The 18728-nt window shown below is 41.3% G+C and carries 12 protein-coding genes; 5 read left to right on the forward strand and 7 right to left on the reverse strand.

Going from position 1 to position 18728, the window contains the following annotated elements:
• Nucleotides 1-10: 10 nt before the first annotated feature.
• The 4 genes from HQN86_RS19140 to HQN86_RS27090 all read right to left on the reverse strand — a co-directional run bounded on the left by HQN86_RS19140 (nucleotide 11) and on the right by HQN86_RS27090 (nucleotide 2951).
• A complete protein-coding gene (locus HQN86_RS19140; RefSeq protein WP_172662499.1) occupies nucleotides 11-988 on the reverse strand; it encodes a GlxA family transcriptional regulator in 978 nt (325 codons plus the stop codon).
• Between the two features lie 84 nt (nucleotides 989-1072).
• The gene (locus tag HQN86_RS19145; protein WP_216854457.1) at nucleotides 1073-1558 is read right to left on the reverse strand and encodes a DUF6644 family protein; all 486 of its coding nucleotides are present in this window, start codon (nucleotides 1556-1558) and stop codon (nucleotides 1073-1075) included.
• 2 nt (nucleotides 1559-1560) lie between these two features.
• Nucleotides 1561-1914, reverse strand: coding sequence for a DUF6152 family protein (locus tag HQN86_RS19150; RefSeq protein WP_172662500.1), 354 nt, complete (start codon nucleotides 1912-1914; stop codon nucleotides 1561-1563).
• Nucleotides 1915-1973: 59 nt separating this feature from the next.
• A complete protein-coding gene (locus tag HQN86_RS27090) occupies nucleotides 1974-2951 on the reverse strand; it encodes a GntR family transcriptional regulator (protein WP_172662501.1) in 978 nt (325 codons plus the stop codon).
• Nucleotides 2952-3077: 126 nt separating this feature from the next.
• On the opposite strand from HQN86_RS27090, the gene HQN86_RS19160 reads away from it, so the two are divergent.
• Nucleotides 3078-7565, forward strand: coding sequence for a beta-L-arabinofuranosidase domain-containing protein (locus HQN86_RS19160; protein WP_172662502.1), 4488 nt, complete (start codon nucleotides 3078-3080; stop codon nucleotides 7563-7565).
• A gap of 7 nt (nucleotides 7566-7572) precedes the next feature.
• Here HQN86_RS19160 and HQN86_RS19165 read toward each other — a convergent pair whose 3' ends face one another.
• Together HQN86_RS19165 and HQN86_RS19170 are read right to left on the reverse strand one after the other, a co-directional pair.
• Entirely contained in the window at nucleotides 7573-8283 is a 711-nt protein-coding gene (locus HQN86_RS19165; protein WP_216854458.1) for a LytR/AlgR family response regulator transcription factor, read from the reverse strand.
• Nucleotides 8270-9298, reverse strand: a complete 1029-nt coding sequence (locus HQN86_RS19170; RefSeq protein ID WP_172662503.1) for a sensor histidine kinase — start codon at nucleotides 9296-9298, stop codon at nucleotides 8270-8272. Before HQN86_RS19170 ends, HQN86_RS19165 begins: the two co-directional genes overlap by 14 nt.
• Before the next feature lie 134 nt (nucleotides 9299-9432).
• Here HQN86_RS19170 and HQN86_RS19175 point away from each other — a divergent pair, with 134 nt between their 5' ends.
• Nucleotides 9433-11604, forward strand: a complete 2172-nt coding sequence (locus HQN86_RS19175; RefSeq protein ID WP_172662504.1) for an outer membrane beta-barrel protein — start codon at nucleotides 9433-9435, stop codon at nucleotides 11602-11604.
• A 76-nt stretch (nucleotides 11605-11680) separates the two neighbouring features.
• Here HQN86_RS19175 and HQN86_RS19180 read toward each other — a convergent pair whose 3' ends face one another.
• Nucleotides 11681-13288, reverse strand: a complete 1608-nt coding sequence (locus HQN86_RS19180) for a discoidin domain-containing protein (RefSeq protein ID WP_172662505.1) — start codon at nucleotides 13286-13288, stop codon at nucleotides 11681-11683.
• Nucleotides 13289-13593: 305 nt separating this feature from the next.
• Between HQN86_RS19180 and HQN86_RS19185 the strand changes: the two genes are divergently transcribed.
• The 3 genes from HQN86_RS19185 (at nucleotide 13594) to HQN86_RS19195 (ending at nucleotide 18727) form a co-directional block, all read left to right on the forward strand.
• On the forward strand, nucleotides 13594-14136 hold the full coding sequence (locus HQN86_RS19185) for an RNA polymerase sigma factor (RefSeq protein ID WP_172662506.1): 543 nt from the start codon (nucleotides 13594-13596) through the stop codon (nucleotides 14134-14136).
• 43 nt (nucleotides 14137-14179) lie between these two features.
• Complete coding sequence (locus HQN86_RS19190) at nucleotides 14180-15304, forward strand: FecR family protein (RefSeq protein WP_172662507.1); 1125 nt, start codon at nucleotides 14180-14182, stop codon at nucleotides 15302-15304.
• 75 nt (nucleotides 15305-15379) lie between these two features.
• Entirely contained in the window at nucleotides 15380-18727 is a 3348-nt protein-coding gene (locus tag HQN86_RS19195; protein WP_172662508.1) for a TonB-dependent receptor, read from the forward strand.
• Nucleotide 18728 lies beyond the last annotated feature (1 nt).

An 18728-nucleotide genomic window follows, 5' to 3' on the forward strand; every position in this document is an offset into this window, starting at 1 on the left:
AGATAGGTTGCTATACTAACACAGATTCCTTAAAATACCTGGCTTTATAATCCAATGGGGATAAGCCAGTTATTTTTTTGAAAACGCCTCTAAATGCTTTGTCATCTGAATAGCCAACTTCATTCATAACTTCATAAACGGTCTTATTTCCTTTTTCAAGTGTGCTTTTAGCAACTTCTACTTTTACTCTTTGCAAATATTCCACGGGAGTATTGCCAACTGCTTTAATGAATCGTCTGTCAAAATTTCTTCGGCTAATGGCAAGCTTTGATGCAAGTTCCTCAAAGGAAATTTTCTCGCTTAAATTTTCTTCTATATAACTTTGTGCCTTACTAATAAGTTCATCGCCGTGGTTTTTTTGTGTTCTGAAAATGTGAAAAGGCGACTGTGATGATCTTTCAATGTCAATTTGAAAAATCTTTGAGCAGATAATAGCTACCTCTCTGTTAAAATACTCTCCAACCAGAAAAAGTATCAGGTTCAAAAATGAATATCCACCCCCGTTGGTATATATTCCCCGTTCAGCGGTAATGAGCTTATCAATTTGAAGATTAATATTTGGAAACAACCGTCTAAAATCAGGCGCCAAATTCCAATGCGTGCAGCAACTCTTGCCATCCAGTAACCCTGTGGCTGCGAGCAAAAATGCCCCGGAACACATTGATGCAACTTCAGTACCACCCATATACTGTTCCTTTATCCATGCAATTAGAGAAGCATTGTTTTCCAGCAGATCAATGTCATAAGAAACAGAGGGGATGATCAGCAGATCAGTTTTTTCTATATCATTAATATTTATAGGTTTAATAGAAAAGAAACCGTCATCAACCTTTAACTCTGGCACAAATCCGGCTATCCTTACTTCCATCATGGGTTTGTTACCCATTTTTTGCCAAATGTCATTCGCGCGTGTTAGTATTTCAAATGAACCGGTTATGCTACTCAGGTTAATTTCCCCTTCAGGAACAACTATAGTCACTAGCTTCATGGTAAAAGTTTTTATTAAAGATACCAGATTCAGATCTTAATTTAAAACTCAGGTTCTCAATAGTATTGTGTTTCTCCAAAAAGGTTAATACGCCAGCAAACGACCGCAGGCAATAATTGCTACCCATACGGTGATCGAAACAAGGGCCGATATTTTTGTGGAAAACGGAAGTTCTTGATTTTGGGCGTCAGATTTAGGTTTGAATAAGAGTTTATGAAACACCAATACATTAAGGGCTGCAATTATCAGCAAAGCCATTTTTAGCCAGAATGTTGGGTCTATACCAAGGGTTTTTGAATTGGTCATGAATAATAACATTCCAGAGGGTATAACCAACAGCAATGCTTTTCTTGACCAGGGAAGCAAATGGCGGGATAAGCCGAATATGGAAAGGCTTTTTGAAAAACCCAGCAACCGCAGGTCGAACATAAATGCAGCGCCCACTAAAATTACAATTCCTGTGATGTGTACAATTTCCAAAGCCGGGTACAACCACAAGGATTGACGAATAGCAGCCGCCAAGGCTGTATTTTCTAACCAGCTGAGGAGATCAGATATAAACAAAGGCACAGCTATCGCAATTCGTATTTTACACTGTCTACAAATATCCTTTCTGCCCTCATTTCTGTTTTTTTAGTTTTATGAGGATAAGCAACCAACCTTACTTCTGTCCCTTTTTTAATCATATCAGCAGTTAGCCCACGATCTGTCATGCGGCTGGTAGGGGCTAAATAAACTGTCCATAATTGTTTTTTGTATTTTACTTTAGCCAAGGCATGCGGATTTTCATATACCGACTCTTCAATTGTGGTTTTAAAATCCAATACTTTTTTTTGATCATAATCAGCCCAACCATGGTGGAAAGCTGTGAAGGAAACGCAGAGCAAACAAAAGATTGCTAGCGAAATGCTTTTAAAATAATTCATAACCTGCAGATTTAATGATAGTTGAATATACCAAAAAAAATCCTTTGATCAAATAGCTTCTACAGGGAGCTTCGAACTTCCAGCTTCCATGGATTCTCAACTGTGTTAATCCCTTTTGTTTTGATCAGCTTTGCCATGGTCTTTCCCATCAGCTTAAAGTCGGTAGAAAGTGTCGTGATCCCGCCGGCAAGAAGCTCTTTAAGGGGGGTGTCATTGTAAGATATGATCCCAAAATCAGTGCCTGCGGTAAGCTGTTGAGCAGTAGCCTGCTTCAGCAGATCCACCAGGTCCCTGTCATTCACCACAATAAATAAATCACCTTTTTCTATTGTTCTTGTGGTAGTCACAGAAAGATAGTCGTGGCCAAACCCATACTTGCTGCAAAACACTTTAAGACCATCATAACGCTCCAAAGGCTCCTTTTCTTCCTTTTGGATCATATAAATGTGCCTGTATTTGCGAATCAATTCTATGGCTGATTCCAAAGCCTCATAGGTATCTGTTTCAAAATTCTGCGCCACCGATGAATATTTTCCTTTCAAATCTGCATGGAAATGGTCCAGCAAAAACACCCTGCCCGATAAGGATTCCAACAGCGGTTCAATTCCCTGAAACTTTCCCGACATGATGATGTAATCTGTATACTTGTTGTTGGCATCATTTACCAGCGTCTCAAAAACCTTTCTGTTGTAATTATGAAAATACAGATCAACTGTGGCGCTATTCCCGGCCGATTCCATAAAAGAGTTGAACAGGTCTTCTTTAAATTCATTGAATTCATTGAAGAGCAGGAATATATGATGTCCTGTCTGAATTTTGGTGCTCTTCACAAAATAACCAACCCCGTGGTTTGATGCAATAATGCCTTTTGACATCAGTTCGCGTAAGCCCGCAAACACTGTGTCGCGCGATAAACCGTACTCAGTTCTGAAATCATTGATAGAAGGTATCCTGTCTCCATTCTTGTATTCCTCTGTGCCTATTCGGTCAATTACATGGCTTACTACAAGTTTATATTTTGATTTATTTTCTTTCACGTTTGATGTATTGCCGGCAAATATAGTTACTCATCAGTCAAACATCGTAAATAAAAAATAAAAAATCGTACCAGTTCGTACCAGTTGTAAAATATTTATATATTTGGAGACCTAACCACACACACAATGAAATACCATTTCTTATTAAGCATCGGCATTACCACTGCTCTTTTTACCGATAGCATGGCACAAACCACTGGTGTTAACCAGAATGTCCAGCTAACCCAAAGCCTTAAAGCAAACATAAATGACGCTTTCTGGAGTCCTAAATTCGAGCTTTGGAGAACCACAACTGCCAACGATGTGCTGAATAAGTTTGAAGGACAACACCTGTCTGCAAAAGAACAGGAAAGTAATAATGTGTTTAACAATTTCGATAAGATTGCCCAGGGAAAAAAAGGAACAGGCAGTCATGCAGGTTTGCCCTGGTTTGACGGCTTGATCTATGAAAGCATTCGCGGAATAGGTGATCTCACCATTCAGCATCCCGATCCAATATTACAGGCACGACTTGATGGGTATATAGATCGTATCTATGCTGCTCAGAAGGCCGATCCCAACGGATATATCAATACCTATACCGATCTAATGGAACCAATCCATCACTGGGGAGATAACGGTGGGCTTTTACGTTTTCAGCACGATGTTTACAATGCAGGTATGCTCATAGAGGCAGGCGTTCACTATTATAATGCCACAGGTAAAACCAAACTGCTCGAAGTTGCTACCCGTTTTGCAAATTACATGAGCAACCTGATGGGGCCTATTCCTAAAAGAAACATTGTACCCGCTCACTCCGGGCCAGAGGAAGCCGTTATGAAATTGTACTGGCTATATAAAAATAACCCTGGTCTTAAAAAGAAAATGGATGTTCCGGTAGATGAAAAGGCTTATTATGATTTGGTAAGGTTCTGGATCGAAAATCGTGGTAACCACATCAACTACCCGCTTTGGCAAACCTGGGGCAACGACAAATCAGAACAGTGGATCAAGGATCAAAAATATAAAGAAGGAGCGGTAACCAATGCCACTCGCCCTACCTGGGGCGATTATGCACAAGATTCCATATCTGTTTTCAAACAGAAAACCATAGAAGGTCATGCTGTGCGTGCCACTTTACTAGCTACAGGTATTACAGCCGTTGCTTTGGAGAGTCATGATCCTCAGTATATACAAACTGCAGATCAGCTGTGGAACAATATGGTTGGCCGTCGGATGTTTGTAACTGGCGGTGTCGGTGCCATTGCGCACGACGAGAAATTCGGGCCAGATTATTACCTTCCAACTGATGCCTATCTCGAAACATGTGCAGCTGTAGGTGCAGGATTTTTCAGTCAGCGTATGAATGAACTAACCGGCGATGGAAAATATATGGATGAGTTTGAACGCGTGCTGTATAACAACGTACTTACTGGTGTCTCTCTTTCAGGTGATCAGTATACCTATCAAAATCCACTCAATGCACATGATCATTCAAGATGGGCATGGCATTCTTGCCCATGCTGTCCACCTATGTTCTTAAAAATGGTTTCTGAACTTCCAAACTACATCTACGCATCTTCGGGCGATCGTTTGTTTGTAAACATGTTTATCGGTAGTGATGCCAATATCCGCCTGCCTGGCAAAACCCTAATCGCCATTTCACAGAAAACCAATTACCCATGGGAAGGAAAGATTAGCCTAACTGTAAATCCTGAAAAGGAATCGGCCTTTAGTTTAAGCCTCCGCATTCCAGGATGGGCAAGGGGGAAAGAAAATCCTTACGATCTCTACCGCTCCGATCTGCCTTCATCATATACGCTGCTTGTAAACGGCAGCCCTGCCAAAGCCACAATGGAAAATGGTTATGCTGTAATCAGCCGCAAATGGAAAAAAGGCGACCAGGTGGAACTCCAGCTGCCTATGAAACCGCGTTTTGTTACTGCAAATAATCAAGTAAAAGACTTAAGAAACAGCGTAGCAATAGCGTCAGGACCTATCGTTTATAGCCTCGAGGCAGCAGATAACACTAATGTTGAACAGTTGCAGATCGATACTACTGCAGCATTGCAATCGCAATACAAAAACAACCTGCTAAAGGGGGTGAATGTGGTTACGGGCAAAACAGCTGACGGTAAAACTTTTACCGCTATCCCTTACTATGCTGTTGGAAACAGAGTCGCAAAAGGCTATAAAGTTTGGCTGCCGCTTCCTCAAACTGCACGAATTAAGGTAGATGTCGGTCAAATCCAAAATAAATTAAGCCCGCTGATCTACGGTTCAAATATTGAAGATGTGAACCACGAAATCTACGGGGGCTTTTACGACCAGCGCATATTCGGCGAGAGCTTTGAAGAACCTTCTACTGGTGTAAATCATAACCAATGGAAAAGGTTTACGGGCTATTGGACAGCAAAAGACGGTGCGGTTGCCATTATCCCTGGCAGAAACACCAATAGTGAAGTATTCATGACCAGTTCGCATCTGATAGGTGTGGAGCCAGATCACAGTGCGAAATTGATTTATGAACCAAAAGAACTAACTAACGGGACCGTTCAAGCCGAGATCAGGTTTACCGGAAAAGGAGAAAGTGGTGCCCTGCTGGTTCGGGTAGCTAATGCCGGTGTAGGTGATGATGCTTTTGATGGATATGAGATCAGCCTGAGCAGAGACGGTAAAAAGATAGCCCTTGGAAAGCACCTGCAAAACTTTGAATCACTCAAAGAAGCAGCTGCTAGTTTTGATCCTGAAACATGGAATAAAGTAAAGGTGGTACTAAAAGGATCCGAGATTGAAGTTTTCCTTAATGGACAACAGATGCTTTCCTTTAAGGATGAGCGTAACCCCTTGCTTAAAGGAAAGATAGGTTTGCGTACCTGGAGATCAGCAATGGAGTTCAGGAATATCTCCATACAAGAAAACGGAAAAACAGAACCACTCAGCCTTGTCAATGCCGCCAATGAGCAGGTGAGCTATAATTGGGATATCATCAGTTCAGGACAAGTAAAAGCCAATTTTGAGCTCGACAGCAATGTAGCCTATAATGGAAAAAAATCGCAGGTTATCACCTTTGCAACGGGTACCGGAAAAGTAGGAGTAGCCAACAGGAGTTTAAACCGTTGGGGTATTGCATTGCGTAAAGGGCAAACTTTTCAGGGAAGGGTATACCTAAAGGCAGAAAAACTAAGCGGCCCTGTAAGTATCGCGCTTGAAAGTGCTGATGGCAGCAAAACATATGCAATCAAAAAATTAAACGGTATAGGTGCCAACTGGAAGAAGTATGCATTTACATTGACCTCTGGCACCGCAGATAAAAATGCCAGATTGGCTATCTATATTTCTTCAAAGGGTAAACTTTGGATAGATCAGGCAGTACTTATGGGCACTGGTAAAGATCAGTTTAAAGGCTTGCCAATCCGGGCCGATATTGGCAATATGCTGGTGTCGCAAGGGCTAACCTTTTTGCGTTATGCCGGAACTATGGTGAATTCCCCGGAATACAGGTTCAAAAAAATGATTGGCGATCCCGACAAACGACCCCCATATCGAGGCCACTGGAATTGGTATACCACCAACGGTTTTGGGATAGAAGAGTTTCTTAAGTTTTGTGAAGCAACAGCCATAACACCTTGTTTTGCCATAAACATCTATGAAACACCGGAGGATGCGGCTGATATGGTAGAATACCTTAATGGAAATGTGAATACAGAATGGGGGGCAAAGCGTGCCAAAAACGGACATCCAAAACCTTATGGAGTAAAATATATAGAGATCGGGAATGAGGAGGTTATTTTTAATGGCGATAACAAAAAAGCATATGAGGAATATGTAGCACGCTTTAATCTCTTGTATGCAGCCATGAAAAAGAAAGATAGTTCTTTAAAATTCGTGCATGCAGCTTGGTGGCGCCCTGAATCGCCTAATATGGAGTACGTATTCAGGGAACTTAACGGCAAGGCCGATTATTGGGATCTCCATGTAGGTGGTGATGATCCAAAGGCAGGTCTGGATACGGATAAGCAACTTGCAGATATGCAACGTATGTTTAAGCAATGGGATCCGGCAACCCAAATGAAAGTTGCCGTTTTTGAAGAGAATGGCAGTAAACATGGTATTCAGCGCGCCTTGGGGCATGCTACTAATCTGAATGCAATCCGCAGACATAATGAATTTGTACTAACTTCAAGTCCCGCCAACGCACTGCAACCTTATCAGCAGAATGACAATGATTGGGATCAGGGTCAGATTTTCTTTACCGCGGGCAAGGCCTGGGGGATGCCCCCATTTTATGCACAGAAGATGCAGGCAGAGAATTATTTACCCTTACGTGTTTTAAGTAAAGTAGAAGGTGCTCTGGATGTAACAGCAGCGCGTAGCGAAGATGAAAAGACCTTGGCATTACACATTGTAAATATCAGTGCTGAGGCCATTACTACTGCAATTGAGCTTAACGGATTTGAAGGTAGAAATCCAGAGACCGAAGTTTATGTGTTGTCGGGTGAACTTACTTCAAAGAATACACCTTCCGAACCTGAACGGTATAAAACAGTAAGCTCAAAGGTAAATCTAAGTGGAGACGCACCTAAATATAGCTTCCCGGCACATTCTTACACCATTTTAAAATTTAAGAGATAAGCAGACTTTAACTTTTAAGCCCCAACTTCTTATTTACCACATCCTTATAGGTTTCGCCAATTGGCAGGTAGTTCTTATCGATCACAATCCTGCCTCGCTCTACAAAATCAATATGGCTGGTGTTAATGATATACGACTTGTGTATCCTTAAGAAAAGATGTTGGGGAAGGATCAATTCAATGTGTTTCATGCGCTCCAATGAAAGCACTCTGCCTCCAGAGGTATGAAAACTGATGTAATCGCCCAGGCCTTCAATGTAGTGGATTGATGAAAACAAGATTTTCTGCAGCCTGTGCTCAACCTTAATAAAAATATGGTCAGGTTCCATCGCCTCCGGAGCGTTTAAATTCATTCGTTTCTTAGCCTTGTTTACTGCAATCAAAAATCTTTCAAAAGTGATGGGCTTCATTAAGTAATCAATTGCATCGTATTCGAAGCCAGTTAAGGCATATTCCGGATAGGCTGTTGTGAGGATGACCTTTGTTTGTCTCTGACGAATGATATTCATTACCTCGATACCCGTAAGGTTGGGCATTTGAATGTCCAGGAAGATCAGGTCGACGTTGCCGTTATGAATGAGATCGACAGCTGCTGTCGGGTCTGTGGTTTTCAATATCAGTTCAAGGCCGTTTGTACGCATTACATAATCTGCCAGTAACTTAACGGCATGGATCTCATCATCGAGGACTATGCAGTGCAGGATGTTACCATTCTTCATTGTTCAGTTCAAGTTTAACTGTAAATTGATGTTCATTGTCTCTGATATCCAATTTGTAACGCCCTTTAAAAAGCAGTTCAAGTCTCTTCGTTACGTTGCCTATTCCAATCCCTCCGGTAAAATCCTTGTTTTTACTCGCTTTGGTATTGATACATGAAAATATCAGCTCAGCACCAGCCATATTGATGTCTATCCATAGCCATTCTTTACTTTCCGAGACATCTCCATGTTTAAAGGCATTTTCTATAAAGGGGATTAGCAATAAGGGCGGCACCTTCATTTCTTTTACATTACCAGTTACCTTCATATTAACGGCAACAGGGTTTTCAAAACGTAATTGCTGAAGGGAGATGTATTTCTCAATGTAACTGATCTCCTGCTCCAGTTCTATTTTTTCACTGCTGTCGTAGAGCATATACCTCAGCAATTCCGAAAGTCCTGCTATTGCCGGTAAGGCTTGCTCGGATTTGTGGTAAACAAGGGAATAAATTGTATTGAGGTTGTTGAATAGAAAATGCGGGTTGACCTGTGAGCGAAGGAATGAAAGCTCTGATGTGCGGTTCTGTAGTTCTAATTCTTTTTGCTCTAATTCCTTCTGCCGGGTGTACCTTATAAAATAGAATACCATTGCAAAAATGGTGTTTAACACATAAATGAGTATGTTATTTCTAAAAAAGAGGCTTAATCTTACAGGGTCAAGAGATAGTGCTATAGTTACTACATAGCTGATAAATAGACAAACCATAAAACAAACACTTATAATAAGCGCCATGGTAATCGTTAGATGCATATACTTCCGTGTAGGGTAGTACTTATACATTACCAGATAGGTCGACAACACGAACAGGAATGAGATACTCATATCTGTTACCATACTTAGCAATTGCACTGTTAAACTACGTTCATCTACCAGCGTCCACTTCCCATGGAGTAAGCCTGGTAGGTGCCCACTCACATGAACTAGCATGTAAAAAATAATAAAGGCACCCAACAGAAGCCATAGATTTTTCTTCATACTCAAAAATACACTATTTAGCTCATCAGAATATGCCCCTTTTTAAGCGTTTGTCGAGGACATCGCCTTGTTCACCGATTAGTCTTTTCCTGAAAGCCCTGCGGAGCTAATTTGGTTGAAACTTAATGCTAATTATGATGAAAATTTTTCTATTACTCTGTCTAATCGCAACTTCTTCCTTGGCTCAAACAACGGACCTTAAAGAAGTAAAAATTACCACCCGTAAAAAGGCTATAGAGCGTAAAATTGACCGCACTGTAGTAAATGTTGATGGCCTTATTAACGTTGCTGGCACCAATGCATTTGAGCTCTTAGGCAGGCTGCCTGGCCTAAGGGTTACCGAAGAAGGTACAATTAACCTGATGGGTAAGGGAGCTACGGTTTATATTGATGGCAAATTAACGTATTTGTCGGGCGCCGATCTGATGTCTTATTTAAAAACAATGGGAACAGATCAGCTGGATAAGGTCGAGCTGATACCCAATCCTCCAGCCAGGTACGATGCAGCGGGTAGTGGTGGCGTTATCAATATCTTAACAAAAAAAAGCAAACAGGAGGGGTTCAATACCGGTATAACTTTAAACGGCGGAAAGGGTATTTACAGAAAAGTAAATGGCTCCTTCAATTTTAACTATCGCATAAACAAACTAAACCTTTTCACAAATGTAGGGGCAGGTAACCCTAAAGATTTCCAGAATTCCTCGGCAACCCGAAGCTTTAAAAATGAGACAGGGAGCTTAACTTCAATACTGGAACAGCAAGGCGAAATACTTTACAACAGGCACAACAGTAATGTAAAAGTAGGAGTCGATTATTACCTGAACAAAAGAACCACCATTGGTTTTATTTTCAATGGGCTAAGGAATCGGGTTAACGAACATGGAGGGATTGAAAATTTAATGATGAATGGCAATCGTGAATTGGACTCTATGGTAAACTCCAGTCATAGCGTAAACAACCTGTTCAGGAACGGTACGATGAATTTAAATATGCTGCACCAGTTCGATAGTACAGGAACCGAGCTCAGTATGGATGTCGATTACACACACTACAATTCCACCAACAACCAGCTTTTTGGCAACAATAGTTACAATGCCTCTGGTCAGGCATTGGGCTTAGAGCGCATCAGGGGGGATCTTCCAAGAACAATAGATATCTTTTCGGCCCGGGCGGATTATTCATTCTCATTAAAAAATAATTACAAACTCAGTGCGGGTCTAAAATCAAGCTTTATAAAAACAGATAATCATGCCAACTACTTTTCTGGCGCTGCTGAACTGGAACAACCAGATTACAATAGAACAAACGCATTCTTATATCGCGAAAACATCAATGCCTTATATGTCGAGGGGTACCGTGAATTTGGTAAGCTTGGTGTTAAGGTGGGGCTTAGGACGGAACATACCAGTTCCAAAGGGGATCAGCTGGGGAACATACAAAAATCCGATTCATCCTTTGTAAGGAATTACTTCAATGCTTTTCCGTCATTCTTCCTTTCCTATAAGCCCGATTCTACAAACCAGAATCAGTTCTTTTTAAGCTATGGAAAACGCATCAACAGACCTGCTTATGATCAGCTGAATCCTTTTCTTATGGTCGTGCAAAAGTATAATCAGGAGTCTGGTAATCCATTTCTTAGTCCCGAGTTTACCAATAATATTCAGCTCACTCATGTATTTAAAGATAAACTGACCACCAACGTTTATTATTCATTTATGTCCAATACCAGCAGCCCTGTTATCAAAGCCATTAATGATGTATATATCAAGAGACCAGAAAACGTCGGATCTGTTATCATAACAGGATTAATGCTTTCGTATAATCAGGATATTTTCAAATGGTGGAATGCCGATTTTATGGTCAATCCTGAGCGGGTACATTTACAATCCGAGTTCAATGGGATTACTGTAGATACAGCTGTGGTTATGCAGTCGTTTAACTGGTATAACCGCTTTTCTTTAGGCAAAACCTGGAGTGCGGAACTTGCTTTTGACTGGGGAGGCCGAAATTATTCCAATCAGGTAACAACTTTTGGGATAGGAGGTATTAGAGCAGGAGTTAAAAAGCAACTGTTTTCAGGTAATGGTTCCATAGGGGTTAATGGTAGCGATTTATTCTATTCAGCCATACGCAAAGGCAGTATCCATAATGTAGTTGGTTCCAGTGCTACATTTAGAAACAGGCAGGATACCAGAACAGTTATACTTTCTTTCAGTTATAGGATCAGCAAAAATGCCAAGAACAACAAGCGCTTAAGAGACCGTAATGGCGCCTGGGATGAACAGAACAGGATTAAAGGGTTGTAAAGTCTGCGGTTTAAAATAACAAGGGGGTGTTCAAAAGTATGAACGCCCCCTGTTACTATTAACTAACCTTCCCTAATTAGTACAATCCCAACTCGGCTAAAGCTGCAAACTGTAATCCGTCATGCGCAGAATTGGCGATGACCTTTATGTATTTGAAAGTCTTTGCACTTCCAAAATCAAAGTATTGAGGTCCGTCTGCGTTTGCGGCAACATAGTTGTTTACCGAAGTAAAATTAATGCCATCAGTGCTGGTCAGTACCTCGAAATTCTTAACCGCACGGCTCAAACCACTACGTTGAGTTAAACTAAGGCCGCTTGCAGTTTTAGAAGATCCCAGGTTGATCACCACATTATGAGGGTAGGAGGTTGCTGAACTTGACCAGCGCGAATGCCAGTAAGTACTTCCACTTCCATCAATCAGTGTACTGGCCCTGCCATTTACGGCGCCCTCACCGCTTGTTTCCTCAGAACTGAATGAAGCAATGCTCCAGCCTGTTTTACTAAGCTCGTTTCTGGTACTGAAATTTAAAACAGGAATCCCACCTGCAAATGTATAGCTATAGATCTGTTGGGTAACAGTACCATTGTCGTGTACCAGTTTAACCTTTAATTCATATGGAATCCCGTCTGCCTTTTCTACCAGATCGGCAATAGGCATTACCACTCTAAAGCTGTCTGTACCTATTTTTTTCGATTCCCAGCCGATGGCGTTGTAATCGTGGTTTACGCCTGTGCCCTCATTGTTCACGTTAGGATCATTAAAATAAAGAATGCTCGTTACATTGCCGGTCGACGTAAATTTACCCGATACCACAATTGAAGATTGGGCGCTGGAATAGCTTGCATGTATTTTATTGATGCTCGATGTTACCGGACCATAGTATGTATTGCTATTGTTGTTAAATACCTGATTGGTATTTAACACTGCCGCATCAACAGCAGTTAAAAAAGTAGGGCTTTTACCTAGTGTACCGTTGCCTGCCCACATTAAAGCCATACCTAGCGTTGCATCTTCCGAAACCTTTTGCCTGTTATGTGGCAGGTTCAGTCCGTGGCCTAATTCATGAACCATACCACCAAACCATACGCTGAATCGATTGCCGACAGCGTCCGTTTTGCCAAGGTTCTGGATATCCATTTCTTCATAGTCCAATGCATAACACCACCTGCCGGTACCATAAAAAGGACCACCGCTAGGCGTGCCATTGGCACCAATGGAGTATCTTGGTATTATGATTAGCGTATGGTCGCTTGTATTGTCGGCCGGGTGAGCAGCAAAATAAGCATTCACTTCACTAGCTACCGCTCCCGAGCCACCTGAATATGGATAGCCGCTTTTAGGTAAGCTACCTCTTATCGTAATGATCTTTACGCCATCTGAACCGTCATTGGCAAGGCCGAAAGTTTTGTAGCCATAACCATTACGGTTCATTTCCTGTTTGTACCATTCCTGGGTCCATAACAGGAGGTCGCTCAATCTCTTTTGGTAACCGGCCAATGTATCCAGGTCGCTGGGTACAAAGTAAACGATGTTTACATTTCGGGTTTGGGTAATAATTTCAGCGGTGGAGTCATGAACCGACAAATCTTTTTCTTCTGATTGGATGTGTTCCGCCTTCTTACATGAAAATGTGAAGAGAATACTGCAAAAAACGCACGCTAATAAAAGATTACTTTTTTTCATAAAATTTGGTTAAGGATGAATTGATATGAAAAAGTAATAAAGTATCCAGCAATGTTGTAAGTCAAGGTGTTACAACTGCTGCGCAAGCGTTTGATAAAGGCTTTAAAGCCAGATGTCTCAACAGGATGTCCCTGATTTGGTTGAAATTAAGTCCGGGAATTTCCAAATAACATTTCCCTGTTTGAAATTTCTTTGCAAAGAATTAACAAAAAACGCTTCTGCATACCGAAAATTTATGCAAACGTTTGTGTGAAATTTTGATATTATTCATTTGAACTTATATCTTTAGTTTACCTGAGTTCATAATGGAAGATGAAGACCAAATATTACTGGAACAACTTAAAGGCGGAGATTACACCGCTTATGAGCTGATTTTTAAGAAATATTATAAGGTTCTTTCCACTAAAGCATATTTTATGCTGGAGGATGATATGGAGGCCGAGGACCTGGTTCAGAACCTTTTCATCGCTATCTGGCAGAAAAAGCTTTTCCTGTCCATCAATACCTCAATAAAGGCTTATTTGCTACGCTCAGTTCACAATCGTTGCTTAACAGTTCTCAGAGATAAGAAGGTATCTGAGCGTAAGCTTAACGCGTATACAGAAGAACAAATCTGGCAGGGAGAAGAGGATCAGGAAACAAATCAGGAAAACGATTACCAGGGAAAGTTTGATCTCATATTTGAACAATTACCAAGTCAGCGCCAAAAGGCATTTAAGCTGGTATATCTGGAAGATAAAAAATATAAGGAAGCAGCGGAGGAAATGGGCCTCTCTGTAAACTCCATAAAAACCCATTTGAAACTGGCTGTAAAGGCCTTGCAGAAAAAACTCATTAATTTTAAATGAAATATTCACCTGATAATCGCTTAATTGCGTCTAATGTGTAGTAATGGAGTATAACGAGGAATATATACAAGGTCTTTTATTTGAAAAGATAGCAGGAACGATCAGTGAACAGGATAACCTTGTTGCGGAGCATGCCATTGCAAGCCACGCCGAAGTGCGAAAGTTCTGGGAGGTATTGAAAGCTAAAATGGGAAGCCCCAAAGCAGCAGCATTCCTGTCCGGACTCAATCCTGATCAGGCCTGGGAAAAGACAAGCGAAAGCCTACACCAGCAACCTGGTTCATTTTTCAGCAGAAACAGATGGGCCTTAAGTGGTATTGCTGCAATGCTGGCCATTGCCCTTCCACTTGCATGGTATTTTAATTCCACCAATCAAACCCAAACATCACTTCAGAACCAGGCATTTAAAGAAGTATACCTTAAAACGGATCAGGGAAAAGCGGTCGATCTTTCCAACAATAAGCAGATTAAATTAGGCCAAACCCAAATCAATACCAAACAAAAGGAGCTAAGCTATAAGGCCGGTAATGCCGATAGCCAGGAATGGGCGACACTATTTGTTCCGGTTACTAAAGACTATAAAGTTAAACTGTCAGATGGTACCACAGTGTGGATGAACGCTGCATCCAGTCTGCGTTTCCCTTTTCAGTTCGGAAAACAAACAAGGGAGGTTTATTTAACCGGAGAGGCCTATTTTGAAGTAGCAAAGAACCCCCAGCAAGAATTTATTGTACATACTTCTTATGCTGATGTGCATGTGCATGGAACTTCTTTTAATGTAAATGCGTATACCGCTCAGAATTTCACTGCAGCGCTAGTAGAGGGATCTGTGTCTGCCAAGAAAGATAATCAGGTTATTAAATTAAAACCTGGAGAGGAAGCCGTAATCGGAAAAGAGCATCTGGAGGTCAAAACATTTGATGCGCAAGAAGTACTTTCCTGGCGAAACGGTACTTATTCCTTCCATAACCAACCACTATCCCAGATCTCGCAGGTCTTAAATCGCTGGTTTGATGTAAAAATTGCCTGGCAAACCCCAGCAGTTTCCCAGCAAACCTTTACTGGCGAAATTGATAAAAACCTGCCCCTGGATGTAGTAATCAGTAATTTGAAACTTACTTCAGGTATGCAAGCCGAGCTTAAAAATGGAATATTGACCTTCAGGTAATATTTTTTAAAACACCATTCACCCATTCGGGTAAAAGCTGCGTCTTAGAGCAAACCTTATATAAACTTTAAATGTATGCTTAAAAAACTAACCCGATTAGGCCGGCTAGCTTTGCCGGTTATTTTGATCTTGTTTATTTTATTGCCAGTTCGTGCAAACACGCAAGGCATCAGCAAGATCAGCCTCAAAGGCAAGAACATTACCATTGCCACATTATTTAAAACCATTAAAAAACAAACTGGTTTAACCGTATTCTACAGTAATAAACTGCTGGACGATACCGGAAAAATCACGGTCGACTTTAATCAGACCGAACTGGCAGAAGTATTAAACTCCACGCTTAAAAGCAAAGGGCTTAGCTGGGTGATTAAGGAAAAGTACATTGTACTGCAAAAAGCGGCTGCACCAGCTGTTCCTGTCGACAATAAAGCAGACCAGGGCGCAGTGAACAATGCACGTCAAAAAATCGGAGGAACGGTAACCGATGCATCGGGAATGGCGATGCCAGGAGTAGGCGTAAAAGTTAAAGAAACCAATGCCGGAACTGTTACTGATCAGAATGGGCGTTATTCAATTGAAGCCAATAGCGGAAACACCTTACTGTTTTCCTACGTTGGTTATACTTCACAGGAAATTCTTGTGGGTAATCAGACCAGTATCAATGTAAAACTGCAGACCGACGATACTGATTTGACAGAGGTTGTGGTGGTTGGTTACGGAACACAGAAAAAAGTGAACTTAACAGGCGCTGTATCTGTGGTTACGGGAAAAGATCTGGCTACACGGCCAATGGGGCAAACCTCAGCCGCTTTACAAGGTATGGCTCCTGGAGTTACCGTAAAACAAAACTCAGGCAGACCAGGTAGTGATGGGGCAACAATAAGGGTTCGTGGCGTAGGTACATTGAGCAGCGCTGATGCGACTTTGGGTGCCAATCCATTAGTGATGATAGATGGTATCGAAGGCTCTATGAATAATATAGATCCTAATTTAATAGAATCTATATCCATTCTTAAGGATGCGGCATCTTCTTCAATTTATGGTTCCAGAGCCGCAAATGGCGTAATTCTGATTACTACAAAAAGGGCAAATAATGACCAGGTCAGTATTTCTTATAACAACTATATTGGCTGGCAGGATCCAACTAATATGCCGAAACTGGTAGATGCGCTGGATTACATGTTGCTAATCAATGAAGCATACGCTAATACCGGCCGGACACCCCTCTATTCTGACGCGCTGATCCAAAAGTATAGAGAACAAAATGGTGTCAGTTCTGATCTATATCCGAATACCGACTGGCAAAAGGAAACCCTAACTGGTTCTGGATTACAACAAAGTCATTTTTTGACCATTCAGGGTGGAACACAAAAAGTAAAACTATTAGGGTCATTCGGGCTTTTCGATCAGAAAGGTATCATTGAAAATTCAGGTTTCAAGCGTTACACCATACGTAATAATGCCGATATTACTTTTTCTGAAAAACTTACGGCTAAGGTCGATCTCCAGTACGTAAATGCCATCTCTACTGAGCCTTCAGCTTCTCCAGACGCCAATATTGGTTCAGGTGAGATATTTCAGTGGATGAACGGAATTCCCGCGAATCAGATCGGTATCACTGAAAGCGGGCAATGGGGAGTGGGTTGGAATGGTACCAATCCAATCTCTGTAAGTAGAGACGGAGGCACCAACAGAGTAAGAGGTCCATTTGGAAGTATTAATGCCACTTTAAATTATAAGCCAGTAGAATGGCTGGAGGCAGAGGCAGCTTATTCTCCAAAATATGCATTGTCATCTAATAAAAGGTTCAAGAAGGCAATCCAGTCTTATTTGCCAGATGGGAGTCCGAGTTTTCTTACCCCTGCATTAACATCACTTACTCAAAACCAATCGCAGTCTTTTTTTAATAACATGCGCGCTACCCTTACAGCCAGCAAAACCTTTAATGACCATAGCCTTAAATTTCTTGTAGGAGGTTCCAGAGAAGATTTTTATTCAGAATGGATACAGGGGTATAGAGACACCTATATCCTGCCAGAATATCCAATACTAAATGGCGGCTCTGCGTTAAATCAAACTGCCACTGGAAGTGCAGAAGAATGGGCATTGCAATCCCTTTTCAGCAGATTAAATTATAGCTACAAGGGAAAATACCTATTGGAACTCAATGCACGGTATGATGGGTCCTCCCGCTTTGCAGAAGGAAATAAGTATGGGTTTTTCCCTTCAGCATCGGCAGGATGGAGGATCTCGGAAGAAGGTTTTTTTAGTGGATTAAAAAATACCATAAATGAAGCAAAATTGAGGCTTTCATGGGGTAGACTGGGGAACCAACTCATTGGTACCTATCCATCAATAACTGCACTGGTTTTTGAATCTACAGCCTTGGGTAAACAGATTGCCAACACAGCAACATTAAAAGCCATGGCCAATAAGAACATTTCCTGGGAAACTACTGAAGAAAAAAATATTGGTATTGATTTAACGCTTTTGAATAATCTAAGCATTACTGCCGATTATTACCAAAGGCGTACCAGAGATATACTTTTGCGGCTTGATATTCCATTAACCCTTGGTTTGGGCGCTCCATTTCAGAATGCAGGAACTGTTGATAACAAGGGCTGGGAGTTGGGCATAAACTACAAGGGAAATGTCAAAGATTTCAATTATAGCGTTGGTGTCAACCTGTCTGACGTTAAAAATACCATAATAGACATGAAAGGCATCAACCAGACTGCTAGCTTAATTGTAAATCGTGAAGGTTATGCTATCAATTCTCTTTTTGGTTACCAGGCACAAGGTTTTTTCGCATCCGACGAGGAAGCGGCTGCACATGCAAAACAGTTTGGTACGGTTAAAGCCGGTGATATTAAATATAAAGATCAAAATGGCGATGGCCTGATCAATGAAAGCGATAAAATCATAATGGGCAGTACCATTCCACGATTCACTTTCGCATCAAACATAGGGGCCTCATATAAAGGTTTCGACCTTTCAGTATTATTACAAGGCGTTGGTAAAGCCAATGGTTATGTAAATGGTCCAGGTGTTTTGCCATTCAATGTAGGCGGGGCACTTGGAGGGACGATTCGAGAGGAAAATAAAGATCGCTGGACTCCGGAAAACCCCAATGCCAAATATCCGAGACTGGCTTTTGGTGAGTCGAACAATGAGCAGGCATCTACCTTCTGGCTTAAAGACGCATCTTATTTACGTGTAAAAAATATTCAGATAGGTTATACGTTGCCAGCTAACATGATAAAGAAATTGAGCATTAGCCGACTTAGAGTTTTTGCAAATGGTTCTAACGTCGCTTCATTCGATCGTTTTCTTAACGGATATGATGTAGAAGCACCGGTAGGCGCGGGAAATATCTATCCCCAGGTTAAGTTATACACTTTTGGTTTAGATGTTACATTTTAAG

This window comes from Pedobacter panaciterrae (genome assembly GCF_013204795.1).
GTDB lineage: Bacteria > Bacteroidota > Bacteroidia > Sphingobacteriales > Sphingobacteriaceae > Pedobacter > Pedobacter panaciterrae.

Coding starts and splice junctions, on each gene's coding strand:
- HQN86_RS19185 (WP_172662506.1), top strand. CDS start 13,594: ATGGAAGATGAAGACCAAATATTACTGGAACAACTTAAAGGCGGAGAT.
- HQN86_RS19195 (WP_172662508.1), top strand. CDS start 15,380: ATGCTTAAAAAACTAACCCGATTAGGCCGGCTAGCTTTGCCGGTTATT.
- HQN86_RS19140 (WP_172662499.1), bottom strand. CDS start 988: ATGAAGCTAGTGACTATAGTTGTTCCTGAAGGGGAAATTAACCTGAGT.
- HQN86_RS19175 (WP_172662504.1), top strand. CDS start 9,433: ATGATGAAAATTTTTCTATTACTCTGTCTAATCGCAACTTCTTCCTTG.
- HQN86_RS19165 (WP_216854458.1), bottom strand. CDS start 8,283: ATGAAGAATGGTAACATCCTGCACTGCATAGTCCTCGATGATGAGATC.
- HQN86_RS19160 (WP_172662502.1), top strand. CDS start 3,078: ATGAAATACCATTTCTTATTAAGCATCGGCATTACCACTGCTCTTTTT.
- HQN86_RS19190 (WP_172662507.1), top strand. CDS start 14,180: ATGGAGTATAACGAGGAATATATACAAGGTCTTTTATTTGAAAAGATA.
- HQN86_RS19170 (WP_172662503.1), bottom strand. CDS start 9,298: ATGAAGAAAAATCTATGGCTTCTGTTGGGTGCCTTTATTATTTTTTAC.
- HQN86_RS19150 (WP_172662500.1), bottom strand. CDS start 1,914: ATGAATTATTTTAAAAGCATTTCGCTAGCAATCTTTTGTTTGCTCTGC.
- HQN86_RS19180 (WP_172662505.1), bottom strand. CDS start 13,288: ATGAAAAAAAGTAATCTTTTATTAGCGTGCGTTTTTTGCAGTATTCTC.